This window comes from Limnohabitans sp. INBF002 (genome assembly GCF_027924905.1).
Lineage (GTDB): Bacteria > Pseudomonadota > Gammaproteobacteria > Burkholderiales > Burkholderiaceae_C > Limnohabitans.
Genome location: NZ_AP027055.1, coordinates 191,124 through 213,566, shown reverse-complemented (window position 1 = coordinate 213,566; position 22,443 = coordinate 191,124). Strand labels below are relative to the sequence as shown.

General features: G+C 55.3%; 30 protein-coding genes and 1 tRNA gene. 6 read left to right on the top strand and 25 right to left on the bottom strand.

The genetic code is table 11. The features are described 5' to 3' along the window. Positions 1–117 precede the first annotated feature (117 nt). From QMG15_RS01150 to QMG15_RS01135, 4 genes are all read left to right on the top strand, one after another. Entirely contained in the window at positions 118–825 is a 708-nt protein-coding gene (locus QMG15_RS01150; protein ID WP_281789098.1) for a Crp/Fnr family transcriptional regulator, read from the top strand. A 12-nt stretch (positions 826–837) separates the two neighbouring features. Next, on the top strand, positions 838–1,695 hold the full coding sequence (locus QMG15_RS01145) for a pseudouridine synthase (protein ID WP_281789097.1): 858 nt from the start codon (positions 838–840) through the stop codon (positions 1,693–1,695). Between the two features lie 95 nt (positions 1,696–1,790). Further along, positions 1,791–3,776 carry a molecular chaperone HtpG gene (htpG, locus tag QMG15_RS01140; RefSeq protein WP_281789096.1) on the top strand — a complete coding sequence of 662 codons (1,986 nt, stop codon included), beginning with the start codon at positions 1,791–1,793 and terminating at the stop codon, positions 3,774–3,776. Positions 3,777–3,795: 19 nt separating this feature from the next. Further along, positions 3,796–4,527: a haloacid dehalogenase type II gene (locus tag QMG15_RS01135; RefSeq protein WP_281789095.1), complete on the top strand. Its 732-nt coding sequence runs from the start codon at positions 3,796–3,798 to the stop codon at positions 4,525–4,527. 6 nt (positions 4,528–4,533) lie between these two features. Here QMG15_RS01135 and QMG15_RS01130 read toward each other — a convergent pair whose 3' ends face one another. The 21 genes from QMG15_RS01130 to rplN all read right to left on the bottom strand — a co-directional run bounded on the left by QMG15_RS01130 (position 4,534) and on the right by rplN (position 15,601). After that, positions 4,534–5,565, bottom strand: a complete 1,032-nt coding sequence (locus QMG15_RS01130; protein WP_281789094.1) for a serine/threonine protein kinase — start codon at positions 5,563–5,565, stop codon at positions 4,534–4,536. Continuing rightward, positions 5,531–5,872 (bottom strand): DUF1840 domain-containing protein, encoded by a 342-nt coding sequence (locus tag QMG15_RS01125; RefSeq protein ID WP_281789093.1) that lies wholly within the window; start codon positions 5,870–5,872, stop codon positions 5,531–5,533. The genes QMG15_RS01130 and QMG15_RS01125 overlap by 35 nt, the downstream gene beginning before the upstream one ends. Positions 5,873–5,890: 18 nt before the next feature. Next, positions 5,891–6,736, bottom strand: a complete 846-nt coding sequence (locus QMG15_RS01120) for an alpha/beta hydrolase (protein WP_281789092.1) — start codon at positions 6,734–6,736, stop codon at positions 5,891–5,893. A gap of 54 nt (positions 6,737–6,790) precedes the next feature. Then, positions 6,791–6,867, bottom strand: a tRNA-Met gene (locus QMG15_RS01115). Positions 6,868–6,889: 22 nt separating this feature from the next. Continuing rightward, the gene (gene rplQ / locus QMG15_RS01110) at positions 6,890–7,285 is read right to left on the bottom strand and encodes a 50S ribosomal protein L17 (RefSeq protein ID WP_108360234.1); all 396 of its coding nucleotides are present in this window, start codon (positions 7,283–7,285) and stop codon (positions 6,890–6,892) included. Positions 7,286–7,362: 77 nt separating this feature from the next. Continuing rightward, positions 7,363–8,355, bottom strand: coding sequence for a DNA-directed RNA polymerase subunit alpha (gene rpoA, locus QMG15_RS01105; protein WP_108360235.1), 993 nt, complete (start codon positions 8,353–8,355; stop codon positions 7,363–7,365). Between the two features lie 112 nt (positions 8,356–8,467). Beyond that, a complete protein-coding gene (rpsD, locus tag QMG15_RS01100) occupies positions 8,468–9,091 on the bottom strand; it encodes a 30S ribosomal protein S4 (RefSeq protein WP_281789091.1) in 624 nt (207 codons plus the stop codon). A 102-nt stretch (positions 9,092–9,193) separates the two neighbouring features. Beyond that, the gene (gene rpsK / locus QMG15_RS01095) at positions 9,194–9,595 is read right to left on the bottom strand and encodes a 30S ribosomal protein S11 (protein WP_100133809.1); all 402 of its coding nucleotides are present in this window, start codon (positions 9,593–9,595) and stop codon (positions 9,194–9,196) included. A gap of 12 nt (positions 9,596–9,607) precedes the next feature. Further along, on the bottom strand, positions 9,608–9,973 hold the full coding sequence (rpsM, locus tag QMG15_RS01090) for a 30S ribosomal protein S13 (protein ID WP_108360237.1): 366 nt from the start codon (positions 9,971–9,973) through the stop codon (positions 9,608–9,610). Positions 9,974–9,998: 25 nt separating this feature from the next. Beyond that, complete coding sequence (gene rpmJ, locus QMG15_RS01085; RefSeq protein ID WP_011481465.1) at positions 9,999–10,112, bottom strand: 50S ribosomal protein L36; 114 nt, start codon at positions 10,110–10,112, stop codon at positions 9,999–10,001. Positions 10,113–10,181: 69 nt separating this feature from the next. Then, positions 10,182–11,495 (bottom strand): preprotein translocase subunit SecY, encoded by a 1,314-nt coding sequence (secY, locus tag QMG15_RS01080; protein WP_108360238.1) that lies wholly within the window; start codon positions 11,493–11,495, stop codon positions 10,182–10,184. 28 nt (positions 11,496–11,523) lie between these two features. Further along, positions 11,524–11,955, bottom strand: coding sequence for a 50S ribosomal protein L15 (rplO, locus tag QMG15_RS01075; RefSeq protein ID WP_104796729.1), 432 nt, complete (start codon positions 11,953–11,955; stop codon positions 11,524–11,526). 10 nt (positions 11,956–11,965) lie between these two features. After that, positions 11,966–12,148 carry a 50S ribosomal protein L30 gene (rpmD, locus tag QMG15_RS01070; protein ID WP_104796730.1) on the bottom strand — a complete coding sequence of 61 codons (183 nt, stop codon included), beginning with the start codon at positions 12,146–12,148 and terminating at the stop codon, positions 11,966–11,968. Between the two features lie 14 nt (positions 12,149–12,162). After that, on the bottom strand, positions 12,163–12,681 hold the full coding sequence (gene rpsE / locus QMG15_RS01065) for a 30S ribosomal protein S5 (protein WP_108360239.1): 519 nt from the start codon (positions 12,679–12,681) through the stop codon (positions 12,163–12,165). Between the two features lie 18 nt (positions 12,682–12,699). After that, on the bottom strand, positions 12,700–13,065 hold the full coding sequence (rplR, locus tag QMG15_RS01060) for a 50S ribosomal protein L18 (protein ID WP_108360240.1): 366 nt from the start codon (positions 13,063–13,065) through the stop codon (positions 12,700–12,702). A gap of 11 nt (positions 13,066–13,076) precedes the next feature. After that, a complete protein-coding gene (rplF, locus tag QMG15_RS01055; RefSeq protein WP_108402155.1) occupies positions 13,077–13,610 on the bottom strand; it encodes a 50S ribosomal protein L6 in 534 nt (177 codons plus the stop codon). 24 nt (positions 13,611–13,634) lie between these two features. Continuing rightward, positions 13,635–14,030 carry a 30S ribosomal protein S8 gene (gene rpsH / locus QMG15_RS01050; protein WP_104796734.1) on the bottom strand — a complete coding sequence of 132 codons (396 nt, stop codon included), beginning with the start codon at positions 14,028–14,030 and terminating at the stop codon, positions 13,635–13,637. A 17-nt stretch (positions 14,031–14,047) separates the two neighbouring features. Next, positions 14,048–14,353, bottom strand: coding sequence for a 30S ribosomal protein S14 (gene rpsN / locus QMG15_RS01045; protein ID WP_108360242.1), 306 nt, complete (start codon positions 14,351–14,353; stop codon positions 14,048–14,050). Continuing rightward, positions 14,346–14,900, bottom strand: coding sequence for a 50S ribosomal protein L5 (rplE, locus tag QMG15_RS01040; protein WP_104796736.1), 555 nt, complete (start codon positions 14,898–14,900; stop codon positions 14,346–14,348). The genes rpsN and rplE overlap by 8 nt, the downstream gene beginning before the upstream one ends. A gap of 2 nt (positions 14,901–14,902) precedes the next feature. Next, positions 14,903–15,223, bottom strand: coding sequence for a 50S ribosomal protein L24 (gene rplX / locus QMG15_RS01035; protein WP_104796737.1), 321 nt, complete (start codon positions 15,221–15,223; stop codon positions 14,903–14,905). A 9-nt stretch (positions 15,224–15,232) separates the two neighbouring features. After that, positions 15,233–15,601, bottom strand: coding sequence for a 50S ribosomal protein L14 (gene rplN / locus QMG15_RS01030; RefSeq protein WP_053172537.1), 369 nt, complete (start codon positions 15,599–15,601; stop codon positions 15,233–15,235). 218 nt (positions 15,602–15,819) lie between these two features. Here rplN and proC point away from each other — a divergent pair, with 218 nt between their 5' ends. Together proC and QMG15_RS01020 are read left to right on the top strand one after the other, a co-directional pair. Further along, positions 15,820–16,650 carry a pyrroline-5-carboxylate reductase gene (gene proC / locus QMG15_RS01025; RefSeq protein WP_281789089.1) on the top strand — a complete coding sequence of 277 codons (831 nt, stop codon included), beginning with the start codon at positions 15,820–15,822 and terminating at the stop codon, positions 16,648–16,650. A gap of 59 nt (positions 16,651–16,709) precedes the next feature. Next, positions 16,710–16,931, top strand: coding sequence for a hypothetical protein (locus tag QMG15_RS01020; RefSeq protein WP_281789088.1), 222 nt, complete (start codon positions 16,710–16,712; stop codon positions 16,929–16,931). A gap of 81 nt (positions 16,932–17,012) precedes the next feature. Here the strand turns inward: QMG15_RS01020 and QMG15_RS01015 are convergent, their stop codons facing one another. From QMG15_RS01015 to QMG15_RS01000, 4 genes are read right to left on the bottom strand one after another with little or no spacing between them, the layout of a single operon-like run. Then, entirely contained in the window at positions 17,013–17,915 is a 903-nt protein-coding gene (locus tag QMG15_RS01015; RefSeq protein WP_281789087.1) for a 4-hydroxybenzoate octaprenyltransferase, read from the bottom strand. 13 nt (positions 17,916–17,928) lie between these two features. Next, complete coding sequence (locus QMG15_RS01010) at positions 17,929–18,894, bottom strand: LysR substrate-binding domain-containing protein (RefSeq protein ID WP_281789086.1); 966 nt, start codon at positions 18,892–18,894, stop codon at positions 17,929–17,931. A 14-nt stretch (positions 18,895–18,908) separates the two neighbouring features. Continuing rightward, the gene (gene recG / locus QMG15_RS01005) at positions 18,909–21,038 is read right to left on the bottom strand and encodes an ATP-dependent DNA helicase RecG (protein WP_281789085.1); all 2,130 of its coding nucleotides are present in this window, start codon (positions 21,036–21,038) and stop codon (positions 18,909–18,911) included. 35 nt (positions 21,039–21,073) lie between these two features. Then, positions 21,074–22,294, bottom strand: a complete 1,221-nt coding sequence (locus QMG15_RS01000; protein ID WP_281789084.1) for a hypothetical protein — start codon at positions 22,292–22,294, stop codon at positions 21,074–21,076. Positions 22,295–22,443: the final 149 nt, after the last annotated feature.

Sequence of the window (22,443 nt, the reverse complement as noted above, 5' to 3'; positions counted from 1 at the left end):
TGATGTTGGGTGCGATCGTAGGACCGGATTTGACGCCAAGTTGTCGTTTCGACGACAATTTAGGGTAGACACTGAGCAGTGATTACCCGAATAAAACTTTTCTATTGATCAGAATCCATGGCGCAAACACCCACCGTTTACCAGCGACGACGCGCACTGACCGAGCAAGAGCTCAAGCTCATTCCGTGGTTTGGCTTGCTCAAAGAAAACGAGCGCAACCGCATTGAATCTCAGCTGGTGGTGAGCGACCCCATGCCCGGCGACTACGTGTGCCGCATGGGCCGCCAAGCCACGTATTGGTTTGGCGTGGTGGAAGGTTTGCTGAAGATGAGCACGGACAGCGCCAGTGGCCGCACCATCACCTTCACGGGTGTGCCGCCCGGCGGTTGGTTTGGCGAGGGCACAGCCATCAAGCGCGAAACCTACCGCTACAACATCATGGCCTTACGACGCAGCGTGGTGGCAGGCTTGCCGATCGAAACGTTTCATTGGCTGCTAGACAACTCCATCGGCTTTAACCGCTTTGTGATGAACCAACTCAACGAACGCTTGGCACAGTTCATTGAAGCGCGCGAGATTGACCGATCTACCGACCCTGACGTGCGCGTGGCACGCAACTTGGCCACCCTCTTCAACCCCACGCTTTACCCTGGTGTGGGTGAGATGCTGCGCATCACGCAGCAAGAACTGGCTTACCTTGTGGGCCTGTCGCGCCAACGTGTGAATGTGGCCCTCAATCGCCTCGAAGAGCAAGGCGCCATTCGCATTGAATACGGCGGCATGCGCGTGCTGAACTTAGCCGCTTTGCGCGCCAGCGGCACTTAGAATTTGCCCCTTATGTCAGACACCCCCTCAGAACTCATCCGCCTCAACAAACGCATGGCCGAACTCGGTCTGTGCTCACGCCGTGAGGCCGATGCGTGGATTGAACAAGGCTGGGTGTTGGTCAATGGCCGCCCTGCTGAAATGGGCGTCAAGGTCGGCCCCCAAGATCGCGTTGAAGTGGACCCACGCGCCAAGGGCCACCAAGACACACAAGTCACTGTTCTGCTGCACAAGCCCATGGGCTATGTGAGCGGGCAAGCCGAAGACGGGCACGAGCCCGCCATCATGCTGATCAACCCTCGCACACATTGGTCAGGCGACTCGTCCAAACGACGCTTCACGCCCCCCCAGTTGCGCAGCCTCGCCCCTTCGGGCCGACTCGACATCGACTCCACAGGCTTGCTGGTGTTGACGCAAGACGGGCGCGTCGCACGCCAACTGATCGGCGAAGACTCGGAGATGGAAAAAGAATATTTGGTGCGTGTGACCTACACCGGCCACGAAAACACCGCCGCGGCCACCGCCGCCTCTGCCACCTATGGCGGCAGAGCCAACCAACTCAGCGCCATTGGCGACCACGACCGCGTGACCAACAACGTGCAGGCTGTGTTTCCGAAAGCGCAACTCGAACGCTTGCGCCACGGCTTGAGCTTGGACGGCAAGCCTCTCAAACGTGCACAGGTGGAATGGCAAAACCCAGAGCAGCTTCGCTTTGTGTTGACCGAAGGCAAAAAACGCCAAATTCGCCGCATGTGCGAACAAGTCGGCCTGCAGGTTGTGGGCCTCAAACGCATCCGCATTGGGCACGTCCAACTGGGACAGCTGCCTGCGGGACAGTGGCGCTACCTGGGTGCGCACGAGCGCTTTTAAGTTGCGCGCATTTCCCGCGTTTGATGCCTCTTGAAATTGAGGCCCACGCCCCACATCTTGGGGCGTTGTTTTTTGTAATTTAGTTTTTAAAGACCATGACCAAACAAACCCATTCCTTCCAAGCCGAAGTCTCGCAACTGCTGCACCTCGTCACGCATTCGCTGTATTCGAACAAAGAGATCTTCTTGCGCGAGTTGGTGTCCAACGCCTCTGACGCCTGCGACAAGCTGCGCTACGAAGGCCTGAACAACGATGCTTTGTTTGAAGGCAACGCCGACCTCGAAGTGCGCGTCAGCTTCGACAAAGACGCCCGCACCCTGACCATTGCCGACAACGGCATTGGCATGAGCCAAGAAGAAGCCATCGCCCACCTGGGCACGATTGCCAAGAGCGGCACGCGCGAATTCATGGGCAAGCTCAGTGGCGACGACAAAGCCAATGCCAAAGACCAAGGCGCTTTGATTGGCCAATTCGGCGTGGGCTTTTACTCAGGCTACATCGTGGCCGACCGCATCACCGTCGAATCACGCCGTGCAGGCCTGAAAGCCGAAGAAGGTGTGCGCTGGAGCAGCACCGGCACAGGCGACTTTGAGGTGGAAACCATCACCCAAGCCGAGCGCGGCACCAAGATCATCTTGCACCTGCGCGACGATGCCGAGGAATACCTGAGCGCTTGGAAGCTCAAGTCGGTCATCAACAAATACTCTGACCACATCTCTTTGCCCATCCGCATGCGCAAAGAAGAATGGAAAGATGGCGAGCTCATTGAAGGTGACCCCTCCGGTGGTCGCCAACCCGGTGAAATGGTGCTGACCGACGAATGGGAAACCATCAACCAAGCCAACGCGCTGTGGGCACGCCCCAAGAAAGATGTGACGGACGAGCAGCACGCCGAGTTCTACAAACACATCAGCCACGACTTTGAGCCGCCTTTGGCTTGGAGCCACAACCGCGTGGAAGGCAGCACCGAATACACCCAGCTGCTCTACGTCCCAGGCAAGGCGCCGATGGACTTGTTCAACCGCGACAAGAAGGCGGGCTTGAAGTTGTACGTGAAGCGCGTGTTCATCATGGACGACGCCGAGGCGCTGATGCCCTCTTACCTGCGCTTCATCAAAGGCGTGGTGGACTCGGCCGATTTGCCACTGAACGTGAGCCGTGAATTGCTGCAAGAAAGCCGCGACGTCAAAGCGATTCGCGAAGGCAACACCCGCCGTGTGTTGGCCGTGTTGGAAGACTTGGCCAAACACGACAAAGCCCCAATTGCGGGTGACGATAGCGTCACTGACGTGTTGAGTGACGAAGACAAAGCCAAACAAGGCAAGTACAGCCAGTTCTACGCCGAGTTTGGCGCAGTGCTGAAAGAAGGCCTGGGCGAAGACTTTGCCAACAAAGACAAAATCGCCAAGCTGCTGCGCTTTGCCAGCACCAGCACGGACAGCGTGAGTGTGTCATTTGCCGACTACAAGGCGCGCATGAAAGAAGGCCAAGAGGCCATCTACTACATCACCGCCGACACCTTGGCGGCAGCCAAGAACAGCCCCCAACTCGAAGTGTTCCGTAAAAAGGGCATCGAGGTGTTGTTGATGACCGACCGCGTGGACGAGTGGGCTTTGAACTTTGTGCAAGAGTTTGATGGCACAGCCCTGCAATCCGTCGCCAAAGGTGCGGTGGACTTGGGCTCCTTGCAAGACGAAGCCGAGAAGAAAGCCGCTGAAGATGCCGCCGAAACGTTCAAGCCCGTGTTGGCCAAACTCAAAGAAGCACTCAAAGACAAAGCTGACGATGTGCGCGTGACCACCCGCTTGGTGGACTCGCCCGCCTGCTTGGTGGTGAAAGACCACGGCATGTCCATGCAACTGGCCCGCATGCTCAAGCAAGCGGGTCAGCAAGCGCCTGAGATGAAACCCATCTTGGAAGTCAATGCGGAACACGCGTTGGTGAAGAAACTGAGCGGCGACGCCAACCCCAACTTCAACGACTTGGCGCACATTTTGTTTGACCAAGCCTTGTTGGCGGAAGGTGGTTTGCCAGAAGACCCTGCCGCCTATGTGAAACGGGTGAACGCACTCTTGGTGTAAAACTCGGTCCATGACACACATGGACACACCTCACCCCGCGTTGCTAGACGACTTAAAGGCCAACACACACGTGTTGGCCTTTGACATTTTTGGCACCGTGGTTGATTGGCACGGCAGCATCATGCGCGAAGTGCAAGCGCTCTACCCGTCTGTGGATGCCAATGCATTTGCCTTGGCTTGGCGAGCTGGCTACCAACCTGCGATGGCGCGCGTGCGCTCTGGCGAGCTGGGTTGGACGCGCATCGACGAGCTGCACCGATTGATTCTGGATGACTTGTTACCAAGGTTTGGCTTAGCGCATTTGAGTGAAGCCGAACGCGTGCACCTCAACCGCGTGTGGCATCGCTTAGACCCATGGCCTGACAGCGTGACGGGGCTGCTTCGCTTGAAAAAGAAATTCACCATTTGCAGCTTGTCGAATGGCAATCTAGGCCTACTGACGAACATGGCCAAGCGAGCGGGACTGCCATGGGATTGCATCTTGTCCGCCGAAGTGTTTCGCGCCTACAAGCCTGACCCCGCCACCTATCTGGGTGTGGCACAGACCTTTGATTTGCAGCCGCATCAAGTCATGCTCTGTGCTGCGCACCATGACGATTTAGCGGGCGCACGGGCTTGCGGTTTACGCACAGCCTATATCGAGCGACCTTTGGAGTTTGGGGCATCACGCCCCAAAGATGTGTCCCCTCAAACCGGCAACGATTTGCATGTGCGCGACATGCACGCGCTTGCTGACGCGTTGGGTTGCTAAGTCCCGTTAAACGTAGAGCGGCGCTTCTTGCATGGCTTCGCACTGCTCGATGAGCATGTGCACTTGGCCCGCCCAATAGTCACTGCTGCCAAACCATGAAAAGTGTTGCGTGAAGGCTGGATCGTCCTTGCGACGTGCCAACCAAGCGCTGTAGTGAATCAAGCGCAAGGTGCGCAGCGGTTCAATCAAGGCCAGCTCGCTGCGATTGAGTTCACGCATTTGTTCGTAGCCATCTAACAGCATCGACAGTTGTTGTGTGCGTTGCGCACGATCACCACTGAGCAACATCCACACATCTTGAATGGCAGGCCCCATGCGTGCATCGTCTAAATCGACAAAGTGCGGACCACCGTTGGGTAAGTCAGTGGGCGTCCACAAAATATTGCCCGGGTGGCAGTCGCCATGCAAGCGGATGTGCTTCGCAGGATGCGTCGCCAAGGCCTGCGTAGCGAGTTCAATGGCTTGGTCACACACCGCTCGCCATGCAGCCGATTGGTCAAGCGGAATGATGTTTTCTGAGAGCAGCCAATCGCGCGAGTCAATGCCAAATGTTTTGGCGTTCAATGTGGGGCGCGTCGTGAAGTCGTGCTGCGCGCCCACATTGTGAATACGCGCGATGAACCGCCCGATCCACTCCAACACCTCTGCATCGTCGAGCTCAGGACTGCGCCCACCGCGACGGGGGCTGACACTGAATGCAAAACCATGCGCATGGTGCAGCGTTTGGCCATGCAAGGACAGTGGGCCGACCAGAGGCACCTCCTCGGCCATCAACTCTGCGGCGAAGCTGTGTTCTTCCAAGATCTGGGCATCGCTCCAACGCTCGGGGCGGTAAAACTTGGCGACCACCGATGTGTTGTCGTCCAACATGACCTGGTACACACGGTTTTCATAAGAGCTCAAGGCGGTCATCCGCCCGTCTACTGCCAGACCTAAATCAGACAGCGCATCCAACACCACATCGGGTGTGAGCGCATCGTAAGCGTGAGGCGTTGGCGTGTCCTCAAACACCCCAGACCACCTCTTTGTCTTCTGCATGTGCGCGGCGCAACATATCGATGAAAGGAACGACGCGTTGTTTCAAGCTGATGGTGCGCAGCCCATCCGCAGCGGGAACGGTCCCGTCGTGTTCAGACGCCGCTTGTGCCGCGTCTTTGGCTGCTTGATGCGCCAACTCCTCTTGCGCCACGGCGGCATGCAGCGCGTCAATCGCAAGCAGCATTTCATTGGGCAAGATGATGCCTTTGGGGCCCGGCTCTTTGCCAATCAGTCGCAAGATCTGTTTGCCTTGCGGCTCCAACATGATCAGGTCGCCTGTGGCTTTTGATTTGAATTTGTACAGCATGCTTTTATTGTGCGCTCTTCACTGCAGCAACGGATCCACCACTGCATGAAACGCCTCGGGTCGCTCGAACATCACCCAGTGCCCAGCATCAGGCACCACGGTGAACGATGTGAGGCGCGTCAACACCTTTGGCACTTGCGACAACGTTCCTTCGTACAGAGCATCTTGAGCGCCCCAGACGCCATGCACAGGACACGTCCAGCGTGCCTGGGCTTTCGCCAACACATCCGTACGCGCGATACGACGACGGCGCATCCGATCACGGCCCACATTGGCTTGCTGCAAATCGATCACGTCTTCTGTGACGCTGTCTGCATGCGCAAACATCATGGCATTGAGGTTGTGTCGGTGCACGTCGCGCTGTGCTGTCGCATCCATGTCCACTGTCATGCCACGCATCGGCAAAGTTTGTCCAAACAGGCCCAAACCAGGAACCCCCACCAGCACCATGCTGCGAATGCATTCGGGGTGCGCCGCAGCAAGCAATCCGACCGTCATACCGCCAAATGAAAAGGCCATGACATCGACGGCACGACCATCAAATGTTGCTTTCAATATTTCGGCCAGATAAGGCACAAGCCCATCGGCATCCCAGACGTCAGGCGGCACGCTGGAGTCACCAAACCCGGGGATGTCCAACACCCAAACGGGACGATATTGGGCGATGTGTTCCACATTGCGCAGCCAGTGCGTCCAGCTGCCTGAGCCGCCGTGCAAAAGCACCAAGGGCGCCTCATGTGAAGATGCATGTGTAGAGCTCGGAGCCGCCTGATGCGTCCCCCAAACGTGCCACACGACCTCACCCCAAGCGTAGGCTTGAACGATGCGCTGCGATTGCGCCTCAATCCGTTTGATTTCGACCATTTCGAATCTTCCAAGAAAAACGCCCACTGAATAAATTCAGCGGGCGTTTTAAAGTGGTTGCGCGAGTAGGATTTGAACCTACGACCTTTGGGTTATGAGCCCAACGAGCTACCAGGCTGCTCCATCGCGCGTCAAGAGGATTAGTATAACCTATTATGCGGCTGTTTCGGTAGAAGATGCCTCAGAAACTTCTGCGCGGTCTACCAATTCAACATAAGCCATCGGTGCGTTGTCGCCCACGCGGAAACCCATTTTCAAAATACGGGTGTAACCACCTGGACGTGTCTTGAAACGTGGGCCCAATTCGTTGAACAACTTCACGACGCTGTCGCGATCGCGCAAGCGGTCGAATGCCAAGCGGCGGTTTGCAACAGTAGGCTCTTTCGCCAAAGTGATCATCGGCTCGATGACGCGACGCAATTCTTTGGCTTTAGGCAATGTGGTTTTGATGGCTTCGTGCTCAATGAGCGAATTCATCATGTTGCGCAACATCGCCAAACGGTGTGATGTTGTGCGGTTAAGTTTGCGAAGTCCGTGTCCGTGACGCATTTTGATTTCCTTTGATGTTTTGCCGGCCGCCGTATCAGGTACGGCCAGGGGACGTTATGTCAGTGATTATTTTAAGTTCAACGACGCTCTAAACCTGCAGGTGGCCAGCTCTCGAGCTTCATGCCCAAGGTCAAACCACGAGAAGCGAGAACTTCTTTGATTTCGTTGAGCGACTTACGACCCAGGTTAGGGGTCTTGAGCAACTCGTTTTCAGTGCGCTGAATCAGGTCACCGATGTAATAGATGTTTTCTGCTTTCAAGCAGTTGGCCGAACGAACGGTCAATTCCAACTCGTCAACAGGGCGCAACAAGATCGGATCGAACTGTTGGCCGCCGCGTGGTGCAGCTGCTTCCATGATGCCGTTGATGGCGTCGCCTTCCAACTGCGCGAACACAGCCAGTTGCTCAACCAAAATCTTTGAAGAAGCGCGCACAGCGTCTTCTGCAGTGATGGCACCGTTGGTTTCGATTTCCATGACCAAGCGGTCGAGGTCAGTACGTTGTTCAACGCGGGCGTTTTCAACGCTGTAGCTCACGCGGCTCACAGGTGAGAACGATGCGTCCAACACGATACGGCCGATGGACTTGCTTGGCTCTTCGCCATAACGACGCACAGTACCTGGCACATAGCCACGGCCTGTTTCAACTTTGAGTTGAATGTCGATCTTGCCGCCGTGCGACAAATTAGCAATCACGTGCTCAGGGTTGATGATTTCAACATCGTGAGGCACTTGAATGTCTGCAGCAGTGACAGCGCCTTCGCCGTCTTTGCGCAAGCTCAAAGTAACTTCGTCGCGGTTGTGCATCTTGAACACAACGCCTTTGAGGTTCAACAAAATGTTGACCACGTCTTCTTGCACGCCGTCGATGGACGAGTACTCGTGCACCACGCCAGCGATGGTGACTTCAGTCACGGCATAGCCAACCATGGAAGACAACAAAACGCGACGCAGGGCATTGCCCAACGTGTGGCCATAGCCACGCTCAAACGGCTCCAAGGTAACCTTGGCGCGGTTGTGACCCAATTGCTCGACGTGAATATTTTTTGGTTTCAGCAAGTTCGTTTGCATTCAGATTTCCTCTCAATACCCCCGGTTCGTTACACCGGTAAGGCTGGGTGTCTGGACCACGCTGCGCGAGCGGGCAGCGTGGGGTGCGTTAGGTTGAAAACTTCAACCAGGATTAACGCGAGTAAAGTTCGACGATCAGAGATTCGTTGATGTCTGCAGCGAATTCGTCGCGATCTGGGGTCTTCTTGAAGACGCCTTCAGCTTTTTCGAGGTTCACTTCAACCCAAGCAGGCATGCCCACTTGTTTGGCCAACTCGAGAGCTTCCAACACGCGGCCTTGCTTTTTAGACTTTTCGCGCACAGCCACCACGTCACCGGCTTTCACCAAGTAAGAAGCGATGTTGACTTGTTGACCGTTCACGGTAATGGCCTTGTGTGACACCAACTGACGTGCTTCAGCACGTGTTGAGCCGAAGCCCATGCGGTACACCACGTTATCCAAACGTGTTTCCAAAAGGGTCAACAGGTTTGCACCAGTGTTGCCTTTTTGGCGGTCAGCAGCTGCGAAGTAACGGCGGAACTGACGCTCCAACACACCGTACATGCGTTTGACTTTTTGTTTTTCGCGCAATTGCAAACCGAAGTCAGACGTACGCTGACCTGAAGTGCGGCCGTGTTGGCCTGGCTTGCTGTCGAATTTGCACTTGTCGCTGATCGAGCGGCGTGCGCTCTTCAAGAACAAGTCGGTGCCTTCACGGCGTGAGAGTTTGGCCTTGGGGCCTAGGTAACGTGCCACTTGAATTTCCTTATCTAATCAGCTGCTCGCAAGAAGCGAGGAGCCGCTGGGGGTTAGCCAGCGGCGGTGGGCTTGTGGTTAACAGTAAAAAGCGAAAAACGCTTAGATACGACGACGCTTTTGTGGACGGCAGCCGTTGTGCGGCACTGGTGTCACGTCAGCAATCGAGTTGATGCGAATGCCCAATGCGGCCAAAGCACGCACTGAAGATTCACGGCCAGGACCTGGGCCTTTGATCTCGACATCAAGATTCTTGATGCCTTGATCAACGGCTGCGCGACCCGCAACTTCCGAAGCCACTTGAGCTGCGAAAGGTGTGGACTTGCGTGAGCCCTTGAAACCTTGACCACCTGACGAAGCCCATGACAATGCATTGCCTTGGCGGTCAGTGATGGTGATGATGGTGTTGTTGAACGACGCGTGCACGTGCGCGATGCCGTCAGCAATGTTCTTACGAACCTTTTTACGTACGCGTGAAGCTGCGCCGCTTGGAGATTTAGCCATTGTTCAGTCCTATTATTTCTTCAACGACTGGGCTGCTTTACGCGGACCCTTGCGTGTACGAGCGTTGGTACGCGTACGTTGGCCACGCATAGGCAGACCACGACGGTGACGGAAGCCGCGGTAGCAACCGATGTCCATCAAACGCTTGATGTTCATTGTTGTTTCGCGACGCAAGTCACCTTCAATCGTGAATTCAGCGATCTGGTCACGGATCTTTTCGAGGTCCGAGTCAGTCAGATCTTTGATCTTCTTTGCGTAATCAATGCCAGTTGCTTCGCAAATTTTGCGAGCGCGTGTGCGACCAATACCAAAAATGGCTGTCAAGCCGATTTCAGTGTGTTTGTGCGGCGGAATGTTAATGCCAGCGATACGTGCCATGTGCGTCCTCTTTAAACCAGTTCAATCAACCTTGACGCTGTTTGTGGCGTGGATCTGTACAGATCACACGAACCACGCCCTTGCGGCGGATGATTTTGCAGTTGCGGCAAATTTTTTTGACCGAAGCCGAAACTCTCATTTCACTCTCCTAAAACTCATTTCATTTCACACCCTCATTGGCATGAAACACGACTTTTTACTTGGCCCGTTAGAGCGTTGTTTTGAAACTTGCCTTCTTCAACAGCGATTCGTACTGTTGGCTCATCATGTAGTTTTGCACTTGGGCCATAAAGTCCATGGTGACAACCACAATAATCAGCAACGAAGTACCACCGAAGTAGAAAGGCACGTTGTATTTCAAGATCAAGAACTCAGGTAGCAAGCACACAAAGGTGATGTACACGGCGCCCGCAAGCGTGAGTCGAACCAAAATTTTGTCGATGTATTTAGCGGTGTGGTCGCCGGGACGAATACCGGGAACGAAAGCACCGCTCTTCTTCAGATTATCCGCTGTTTCTCGGCTGTTAAAGACCAAGGCAGTGTAAAAGAAGCAAAAGAAAACAATCGCAGCTGCATACAACATCACATAGACAGGCTGTCCAGGTGCAAGTGCTGCAGAAATATCTTTGAGCCAACGCATGCTGTCACCAGAGCTGAACCAGCTCACCACAGTTGCGGGCAAGAGAATGATGGACGAAGCAAAGATGGGAGGAATCACACCCGCCATGTTCAACTTCAAGGGCAAGTGAGACGACTGACCGCCATACACCTTGTTACCCACTTGGCGACGCGCATAGTTCACCAAGATTTTGCGTTGACCACGCTCGACAAACACCACGAAGTAAGTGACCAACGCCACAACAATCACGATGAGGATGGCAGCCAAAATGCTCATCGCGCCAGTACGCACCAATTCAAGCAAACCACCGATAGAACCAGGTAAGCCTGCTGCGATACCAGCAAAAATCAGAATAGAGATGCCGTTACCCAAACCACGCTCAGTGATTTGCTCACCCAACCACATCAGAAACATGGTGCCAGCGGTCAAGCTGACCATGGCTGTCATGCGGAAACCAAAGCCTGGCACGTTGACCAAACCGGCTGACGCTTCCAACGCCAAGGCAATACCCATGGACTGGAACAAAGCCAAGCCCAACGTGCCGAAACGCGTGTACTGAGTGATTTTGCGACGACCTGCTTCGCCTTCTTTTTTGAGCTGCTCCAAAGAGGGCAACACATAAGTCAGCAACTGCATGATGATCGATGCAGAGATATAGGGCATGATACCCAACGCGAACACCGTGAAACGCGACAAAGCGCCACCGGAGAACATGTTGAACAAGCTCAAAATACCGCCCTGCTGACCTTTGAACAGTTGTTGTAACTGGTTAGGGTCGATGCCAGGCACAGGAATGTGCGCACCCACGCGGTAAACCACCAGGGCGAGCAGCAAGAAAACCAGTCGGCGACGGAGGTCGCCGAACTTGTCGGTATTGCCAATCGATGGAGCGGTAGTTGCCACGGAGTGCTATTCCTATTGAATCGAACGATTAAGCGACAGAGCCGCCAGCGGCTTCGATCGCAGCTTTAGCACCGGCAGTAGCGCCGATACCATTGAGCTTGACAGCTGTAGTCAATTCGCCAGTCTTGACAACTTTGACCACGCGAGCGATAGATGCCACGAGGCCAGCGGCCTTCAGTGTCAACATATCAACTTCAGCAGCGCCGAGTTGTTGCAAGTCAGCCAATGTCACTTCGTCGTTGTACTTCAAAGTGGTGGACTTGAAGCCACGCTTAGGCAAACGACGTTGCAAAGGCATTTGACCGCCTTCGAAACCAACTTTGTGGTAGCCGCCTGAACGTGACTTTTGACCTTTGTGACCGCGACCAGCAGTCTTACCGAGGCCAGAGCCAATACCGCGACCAACGCGACGCTTGGCGTGTTTTGCGCCAGGTGCGTGGGTGATGTTATTGAGTTCCATCTTTAACCTTTTACAGCACTTTGACCAGATAGCTGATCTTGTTAATCATGCCGCGCACTGCAGGCGTGTCTTGCAACTCGCTCACAGAATTCAGTTTGCGCAAGCCCAGGCCACGAACGGTGGCGCGGTGCGATTCTTTGGTGCCAATTGGGCTACGCACCAATTGGATCTTGACAGTTTGAGGGGTAGTCATCGAATGCTCCGGAATTAGGCGAAGATTTCTTCGATATTCTTGCCACGCTTAGCAGCAACTTCTGCTGGCGTAGTGGAATTGTTCAAAGCATCCAAAGTTGCACGAACCATGTTGTATGGGTTCGATGTACCGTGGCTCTTTGCCACGATGTCAGTGATGCCCATCACTTCGAACACAGCGCGCATTGGACCGCCTGCGATGATGCCGGTACCCTTAGGTGCTGGAATCATCATGACGTTTGCAGCACCGTGACGACCGTGCACCTTGTGGTGAATCGTGCCGTTTTTCAAAGTGACTTTTGTCATGTTGCGACGGGCTTCTTCCATCGCTTTTTGAACAGCAGCTGGCACTTCTTTCGACTTGCCCTTGCCCATGCCCACGCGGCCATCGCCATCACCGACCACAGTCAAAGCTGCGAAACCGAGAATACGGCCGCCCTTAACCACTTTGGTGACGCGGTTGACCGCGATCATTTTTTCGCGGAGTCCGTCTTCTGGACCATCACCCTGCGCTTTAGCTTGAAATTTAGCCATGTGTAATTTCCAATCCGATTAGAACTGCAAGCCAGCTTCGCGGGCTGCGTCGGCCAAAGCCTTGACGCGACCGTGGTAAGCAAAACCTGAACGGTCAAACGCCACTTTTTCGACGCCAGCTTTTTTCGCTTTTTCAGCGATCAGCTTGCCAATCATTTGCGCCGCATCGACGTTGCCGCCTTTGCCTGTTGCGCCCAGTTGCTTGCGCACATCGGCCTCGGCTGAGGATGCTGTCGCAACCACTTTGGTACCGCAAGCGGAAACCACAGTAGCGTAGATGTGCAAGTTGGTGCGGTTCACCATCAAACGTGCAACGCCTTGGTTGGCGATGCGAATACGTGTTTGACGTGCCCGGCGGAGTCGCTGCTCTTTTTTGGTCAACATTTTGCAGCTCCTTATTTCTTCTTGGTCTCTTTGATCGTGATCTTCTCATCCGAATAACGGATGCCCTTGCCTTTGTAAGGCTCTGGGGGACGAATTGCACGAATCTCAGCGGCCACTTGACCGACGCGTTGACGGTCAGCACCTTTGATGATGATCTCGGTTGGCGCTGGCGTCTCAACCTTGATACCTTCAGGCATGTCTTTGTTGACGGGGTGAGAGAAACCCACGGCCAAGTTCAATTTAGAACCTTGTGCCGCAGCTTTGTAACCCACACCAACCAAAATCAGCTTCTTCTCGAAGCCTTTGGTCACACCGGTCACCATGTTGTTGACCAATTGACGCAAAGTACCGCTCATGGCGTTGGCTTCGCGAGAGTCATCAACTGGCGTGAAAGTCACTTGACCAGCTTCGTTGACAACCTTCACCAATGCGTGGGCAGCAACCGACAGCGTACCGCCGGAACCCTTCACACTGATTTGGGCATTATTAACAGACACATCCACACCTTGGGGGATGGTCACAGGCATTTTTCCTACTCGGGACATTTCAGTCTTTCCTTTAGGCTGCGGTTAAGCGACGTAGCACAACACTTCGCCACCGACACCGGTAGCGCGTGCTTTGCGGTCAGTCATCACACCTTGAGGTGTTGTGACAATTGCCACACCCATGCCGTTCATGACTTGGGGGATAGCGCCGCAGCCTTTGTAAACGCGCAAACCAGGACGGCTCACACGTTCAATGCGTTCGATCACTGGACGACCTGCGTAGTACTTGAGAGTAATCTCAAGCTCAGTCTTGCCAGCGTCTTTTTTAATTTGAAAACCGTCGATGTAGCCTTCGTCTTTCAGCACTTGCGCAATGGCGATCTTCACTTTGGAAGATGGCACCATCACAGTGGGCTTAGCCACCATTTGCGCGTTGCGGATGCGAGTCAGCAAGTCGGCGATTGGATCACTCATGCTCATATTGAATCTCCTGCCTATTACCAGCTGGCTTTGGTGATGCCGGGAATGTTGCCTTGGAAGGCTAATTCACGGATCTTGGCGCGGCCAAGGCCGAATTGGCGGAACGTGCCACGTGGACGACCGGTGATTGCGCAACGGTTACGTTGACGTGTTGGGTTCGCGTTGCGAGGCAACTTTTGCAGACCCAAACGGGCAGCTGCGCGCTCTTCATCGCTACGCTTGAAGTCGGTGGCAATTGCCTTCAACTCAGCATGCTTAGCAGCGTACTTTGCAACCAAACGGTCACGCTTGAGCTCGCGCTCGATCAATGCTTGTTTAGCCACGTGCCACCTCTGTCTTGAATGGGAAACGGAAACCAGCGAGAAGCGCCTTGCACTCTTCGTCAGTCTTAGCCGTCGTGGTGATGCTGATGTTGAGGCCGCGCAGTGCGTCGACTTTGTCGTACTCAATCTCAGGGAAAATGATTTGTTCTTTTACGCCGATGTTGTAGTTGCCACGGCCATCAAAGGCACGGACAGAAATACCACGGAAGTCACGAACGCGAGGCAAAGCCACGGTCACGAAACGGTCCAAGAATTCATACATCTGAACGCCACGCAAAGTCACCATGCAACCGATAGGCTGGCCTTCACGGATTTTGAAACCCGCGATCGCCTTCTTAGCCTTGGTCACCACAGGTTTTTGGCCCGCGATTTTGGTCAGGTCGCTCACAGCGTTGTCCATGACTTTTTTATCAGCCACAGCTTCGCTCACGCCCATGTTCAACGTGATTTTGGTCAAACGTGGAACTTGCATGGGCGACGTGTAACCGAACTTAGCAGTCAGTTCAGCAGCCACTTTTTCGCGGTAGTGTTGTTGGAGTCGTGCCATATTTATGCCGCCTTGATTTCTTCGCCGCTGGATTTGTAGACGCGCACTTTACTGCCGTCTGCCAGGACTTTGATGCCAACACGATCAGCCTTACCAGTAGCAGCATTGAAAATGGCCACGTTGGACTGATGGATAGGCATTGTTTTATCAACGATGCCACCTTGCGTGCCAGCCATTGGATTTGGCTTGGTGTGTTTTTTCACCAAGTTGATACCGTCGACCACCAAGTGGCTGTCATCTTTACGCAGCGACACAACGCCACGCTTGCCTTTGTCACGCCCAGTAAGGACGATGACTTGGTCGCCTTTGCGAATCTTGTTCATTGCTAGCCCTTACAGAACTTCAGGAGCCAATGACACGATCTTCATGAACTTCTCAGTGCGCAACTCGCGCGTCACTGGGCCGAAGATACGGGTGCCGATAGGCTCCAACTTTGCATTCAGCAACACAGCTGCGTTGCCATCGAATTTAACGAGCGAACCGTCGCCACGGCGGATGCCTTTGGCAGTACGGACCACAACAGCGCTATACACCTCGCCTTTTTTGACGCGGCCACGCGGAGCGGCTTCTTTGATGCTCACCTTGATGATGTCGCCCACGCTTGCATAGCGACGCTTAGAACCGCCGAGCACCTTAATGCACAAAACGGACTTCGCACCGGTGTTGTCAGCGACATCTAACCGTGTTTCAGTTTGGATCATTTCAATATTCCCAACTTGCATCAGTCTTGGCGCAACTCGCGTTACACGCAAGACCGATCAGTCTTGGGCCCGTCATCCACATCGCGAACCACTCGCAACGCTTCAACTTGGGGCAGATAAACCCCGCTTTTTTAGCGGAGCCGCAAATTATGCCATAACTTTTCAGGCCGCGTCAAACTATTTTTATGAATCTTTCTGGTTTGACCGACAATTCTTTCATGTCTACACCCTCTAACACCTCTCAAACCCTTGCATTCATTGGCGGCGGCAACATGGCCAGCGCCATCATCGGCGGCCTGATCAAGCAAGGCACGCCCGCCAACCGCATTTTGGTGGTTGAGCCTTTTGAAGAAGCGCGCCAGCGCCTGCAGACGCAATTTGGCGTGCGCGTTTTGGCCGTCGCCGATGCCACCTTGGCCGAGGCAGGCCTTGTGATTTGGGCCGTCAAACCCCAAACCTTCAAAGAAGCCGCCCAACAAACGCGTAGCTTCTGCGCCCATGCCCTGCACCTGAGCGTGGCCGCCGGTATTCGCAGCGACAGCATTGCCAACTGGCTGGGCACCGAGCGTGTGGTACGCGCCATGCCCAACACCCCTGCGCTCGTGGGACTGGGGCAAACCGGCTTGTTTGCCCGTGCAGCCGTGACCGCGGCAGACAAGGCATGGATTGAGCAAGTCGTTGCCACCACAGGCGCACTGCTGTGGGTGAAAGACGAGCCATTGCTTGATGCCGTCACCGCCATCTCGGGCTCTGGCCCTGCGTATGTGTTCTTTTTCATTGAGGCGATGGTTGAAGCGGGCGTGAAGATGGGCCTGACCGCAGAGCAAGCCACGCAACTGGCCATCGGCACGTTTGAAGGCGCGTCACAACTGGCCAAGACAGCCAACGAGCCGCCCTCTGTCTTGCGCGAGCGCGTCACATCGAAAGGCGGCACCACCTATGCCGCCATCACCTCGATGCAAAACGCCCACCTAGGCCAACTGTTCGAAACCGCGCTTAAAGCCGCACAAATACGTGCGCACGAGCTAGGCGACGAGTTTGGCGCGTAAGCTTTTGCAACCCCTCTGGTGAGACAATATTCGTGTTGATTTTTAAACCACTTGATTCCATGAACAAACTTCTTCTTTCTCTCTTGTCGGCAGCTGCATTGGGCTTGCCTTTGACATCTGTGGCGCAAGCCCCTGCCATGCCCGCCGCGCCTGTGGCACAACCGGAGCAAGCCACGGCACCTGCCGTGACCAACACCGACTCAGCCACAGCGAAAAAAGCCAAGAAGGCCAAGAAAAAGAAGCTGAAAAAGAAGAAATCTAAAAAGACCAAAGCTCACTAAGCCAAACGCTTAAAGCTTCAAACAAAAAGCGCTTGCGGCATTCGCCCAAGCGCTTTTTTCATGGCCGCATGGTGCGCACGATCAGCGCAAGGCGTAACTCACCGCAATGCCAGCGAACACGGTGCCGCCCAGCCAATGGTTCAAGCGAAACGCTCTGAAACATCCATCCCGCGAACGATCAAGGATAAGCAAAAAGTGCCACACGGCTTGCAATGCCGCCAAGCACAAGGCGAACGTCCAAGCCCCACCCAGCTTTTCAGACGCCAACAAACCGTACCAGCCGCAGAGATAGACCGCATAAAACGCCATGATCGCCGACACGTCATGGCGACCCAAGGTGATGGCCGAGGTCTTCATGCCAATTCGAAGGTCGTCGTCACGGTCAACCATCGCGTACTCGGTGTCATACGCCAACACCCAAAACAAATTGAACAACATCAATCCCCAAGCTTGCATGGGCACCACATCGTTCAAGGTCTGCAAGTTGATGTCTTGCCACGTCAAACTCGCACCACCCACCGCGACAAACGCCAAAGGAATGCCAAAGCTAAACGCCACGCCCAACACCGCTTGCGGCATCGATACATACCGTTTGGCGTAGGGATAAATCAAGGTCACGGCCAGACCAGCGAAGGACCACACGATGGTGGCAGGGTTGGTGGTGAGCACCAAGCCAAACGCCGCCAGCGCCAGCAAGGCGCCCACCAGCAACGCCTCGCGCACCGACACCGCGCCCCGAGTGACGGGCCGCTCTGCGGTGCGTTTGACGTGACGGTCAAACTCGCGATCGGCGACATCGTTGATGCAGCAGCCTGCGCTGCGCATCAGGACAGTCCCCAGCACAAACACCGCCAGCAAATGCCAGCCGGGCCAGCCATCTGCCGCCACCCACAACGCAGCAAGCGAGGGCCACAACAACAGCAACCAACCGGCGGGACGGTTCCAGCGAATCAAATCTAAATACAAGGCCAAGCGTTCACGCATCACACATACACCTTCAAGACAGACGGGTCACGCCGGGCAATTCACAAGCATAGATGGCGTTGCGCAAAGCAGCAATCGCTTCGTAGCGCGTGAAGCTGCGGCGCCACGCCAACACCACGCGGCGTGTGGGCGGCTCGCCGCCTTTGTCGTCGGTGATGGGCAAATAGCGCACATACGTCTCTTCATTTTTTTTGCGCTTGGCCTGTGTATTCAGCGCTTCTTTGGGCACGCTCAAACGCGGCACCAGCGTGACGCCCATGCCTGCCGCCACCATGTGTTTGATGGTCTCCAGCGACGAACCTTCAAAGCTCTTTTGAATCCCCTCGGCATTGCTAGAGAAACGGGCGAACTCGGGGCACACCTCCAGCACATGGTCTCGAAAGCAGTGCCCATTGCCCAGCAGCAACATGGTTTCGTTTTTCAACGCATCCGCGCTGACTTCCTTCAAAGTCGCCAGCGAATGGTTGCTAGGGACTGCGGCCATGAAGGGTTCGTCATACAAGGGCGCGGTGGCCAAGCCCGTGTCTGGGAAAGGCTCAGCCATGATGGCGCAATCAATTTCGCCGGTACGCAACATTTCCAGCAACTTAACGGTGAAGTTTTCTTGCAGCATCAGCGGCATTTGCGGCGTCCGTGAAATCGCTTGGCGCACCAGGCTAGGCAGCAAGTACGGGCCAATCGTGTAAATCACGCCCAACTTCAAAGGGCCGGCTAGCGGGTCTTTGCCCCGCTTGGCAATTTCTTTGATGTTGGCGGCTTGCTCCAGCACGCTTTGCGCTTGACGGATGATTTCTTCGCCCAAAGACGTGACGGCCACTTCGTTGGCGCTGCGCTCAAACAGCTTCACATCCAACTCTTCTTCGAGCTTTTTGATGGCCACCGACAGCGTGGGTTGCGACACAAAGCAGGCCTCGGCCGCGCGGCCAAAGTGCTTTTCGCGGGCCACGGCCACGATGTATTTGAGTTCGGTGAGGGTCATGTGTGTTTAAGAGGTTAGGCCTTCAAAAAATCCGATTTTCCACCCAACCAGCGGCTCACGTGTCGCTCGGCCAACTCAGGGTACATGTCGAGCATCAACGGCGCCAACTCTCTGGCCCATTGCAGCAGTTCGCCGTCTTCGGCCAAATCCGCAAATCGCAGCAAAGCCGCGCCCGATTGGCGTGCACCCAAAAACTCACCGGGTCCACGAATTTCCAAATCGCGTCGTGCAATTTCAAACCCGTCTGAGGTTTCCACCATCGCGCGCAAACGCTCGCGGGCGGTTTCGCTCACGCGCCCGCTCTCGCCCGTGGCGTACATCAGCACACACGCCGATGCCGCCGCGCCGCGCCCCACGCGCCCGCGCAACTGGTGCAACTGGCTCAGGCCAAAACGCTCGGCGTGTTCAATCACCATCAACGATGCATTGGGCACATCCACGCCCACCTCAATCACCGTGGTGCTGACCAGCACACCCATGGCACCGCTTTCAAACTGTGCCATCACCGCTTTTTTGTCAGCGGGCGGCATGCGCGAATGCAGCAAACCCACCAACACAGGCTTCATACCCGGCGGGTTCAGCGCCTCGGTCAGCAAGGCATGCGTTTCGGTGGCATTGGCCAAATCCAGCGCTTCGCTTTCTTCGATCAACGGGCACACCCAATACACCTGACGGCCTTCGTCGAGCTGATGGCGAATGCGCTCTATCAACTCATCACGGCGTGACTCGGATACCAGCTTGGTCACCACGGGCGTGCGGCCCGGTGGCAACTCGTCCAGCGTGGACACATCGAGGTCGGCGTAATAGCTCATGGCCAAGGTGCGGGGGATGGGCGTGGCACTCATCATCAGCATGTGCGGCTCTTGTTCGGGCATACCGTCGTGCGTGAGCATCTTCTCGCGCAAAGCCAAGCGCTGCGCCACGCCAAAGCGGTGCTGCTCGTCGATGATGGCCAAGGCCAAATTTTTGAACTGCACCTGCTCTTGAATCACCGCATGCGTGCCCACCACCAACGCAGCTTCGCCGCTGGCAATGATGCCAAGCATCTCCGTGCGTTCTTTTTTCTTTTGACTGCCCGTGAGCCACGCCACGCGCTTACCCAGTGGCGTGAGCAACGGTTCTAACCAACCAATCAATTTGCGAAAGTGTTGCTCAGCCAAAATTTCGGTGGGCGCCATCAGTGCGCATTGCCAGCCGCCGTCCATGGCCACCGCCGCAGCCAGTGCCGCCACCACGGTTTTACCCGAGCCCACATCGCCTTGCAACAAACGGTGCATGGGCACTTGGCGCATCAGGTCTTGTGCAATTTCTTCACCCACACGGCGCTGCGCGCCGGTCAAACCAAACGGCAACACGCCCAGCAACTGTTCGTGCAAGCCACCTTTTTTCAGCACCAGCGCAGGTGCGCGCAACTCGTCACGCGCACGCTTGGACTGCAACTGCGACAGCTGCTGCGCCAACAACTCTTCGGCCTTCAAACGCTGCCACGCTGGGTGTGTTCGGTCTTCCAGCTGCGCCAGCGACACATCGGGCGTGGGGTGATGCAAAAAATGCAAGGCTTGTTCAAGACTCCAGGCCTTGCCGCCAACACGCATCGCCGAACGCGGCATGTGCTCTGGCGGAATCGTCTCGACAAACGCGCCATGACGCGCGGCATGCACCAGCCCGCTGTGCACCGCCTTGCGCAAATACACCTGAGGCAAACCCGCTGAGGTGGGATACACGGGCGTGAGCGCATTGGGCAGCTCGCCACCCGCCATGTGAAAGCTGGGGTGCATCATGGTGCGCCCCATAAAGCCGCCCTTCACCTCGCCACGCAAACGCAGGCGGTTGCCCACAGCCAAGGCTTTTTGCTGCGAAGGGTAAAAACTGAAGAAGCGCAACGTGCAGGTATCCGAGCCATCGTCCACCACCACCAGTAACTGGCGGCGCGGTTTGTAGGCAATCTCGCACGACACCACTGTGGCTTCGATTTGCGCCATGTCGCCCTCACGCGTGTCGACCAATCGCACGATGCGTGTTTCGTCTTCGTAACGCAGGGGCAGGTGCAGGGCTAAATCAATGTCGCGGTCCAGCCCGAGCTTGCGCAACGCTTTTTGCGGTGCGGAGAGCGGTTTAGCAGGGGACTGAGCGGCAGAAGACATGTGCTCAGATTGTGCCCCGCCTCAACCCCTGTGAATCAGAACTGATAACCGATGCGCAGCCCCAGGCCGTTGGTGCTGGCAGCGCGGTCTATTTCGAGATATGCGTCTTGCTGGGCAAAGCGACTACGCGTGATTTGAAGGGCGGTAAAAACACCCTGTGCCCAATCTCGGCGCCACGCCAAAGACATGGCGCGCTGATGGTATTGGGCGTAATCAGAGCGATAGGTATAGCCAGGAAATGGCGCGTTGGTTTCAATCCATGAGGTGCTGAAGTCGTAGTTATTCACCGCCAATGCAAAGATGTCTTGGGCACTCATTTGATAGCTCAGCTCCATCGCATTCGAGGTGCGCTTGAGATTCACGCCGCGCCAAATATGCGGCAAGGTGGCCCCTGGGTCAGACACATGTTTGTTCTCTGTCACATGGCGCAAAGTTTGAAGCCGCAAGTTCAGCTTGGGCGTCACGTAAAAGCTCAGGCCCGCAAAAACAATCCCGTATGTTTGTGCCATTCGAAATGGCTCAGCATCCCATGCCTGATTAACCCGCGCCGACTGCTGCGCGCCCAGCACACCCAGTCGAAACTCTGTCGCCGTTTCTAAATTCAAAATACTGAGGGATGCGCCCTGCTTCTTGTTTTTTTCAACGCTGTAGAACGGGTAGTTGATGTTCGAAAACTCGCGTGTGTTGTAGTTCATCAACAGCGGGTTGTACATGCCCGCAATGCCTTGCATGCGATAGATGCCAACAGGGATGTTGACATACGCCTGCACACCCGGTGCACCACCACTCGGCCCGCTGGTGGAGACCACCGTGCAAAAGGGGTCGTTCTCGCGAACCCAAGGTGAATCTATGTCGTACGTTCGGCACCAACTGGTTTTGTAATCGACCACACCAGCTTTCAAACCAAACTTGGGCGAAACCGCCCAATCCGCACTGAGTTCATCCACATGCGATCCCATCGCCTGGTTGCTGCGAGCCTTGAGCGACAGCGTTGTTTTTGGCGACAACATCAACCGCCCATTGAGCACGCCCCATGGGGAAACGGTTTTGTAATGCCACTGCGTATTGGTGGCCATCATCAACAGATGCTCCGGTTTTGCCCCAGCAAACTGCCACGCATCCATCCCCACTTGCGCTGTGTACTCAACTATTGGGTAATCGCCCGCCTCTGTACGACGGGTTTCACTTGCCTGCGCAGCAACAAGCCAGCCCAAACAGAGCCAGCTAACCCACACCTGCATTCCCAAAACCGTCATAAAGAACCTTTGCAACAACACGGAAGGACGCATATTTCTAAGACGCCGCACAAATAATAATATTTAATAGTTATAAATGTAACAATCACACGTCGGTTTTAACCTCTAAAGACGTACAAATCCAATGAAATTTACATTTTTCACATTCG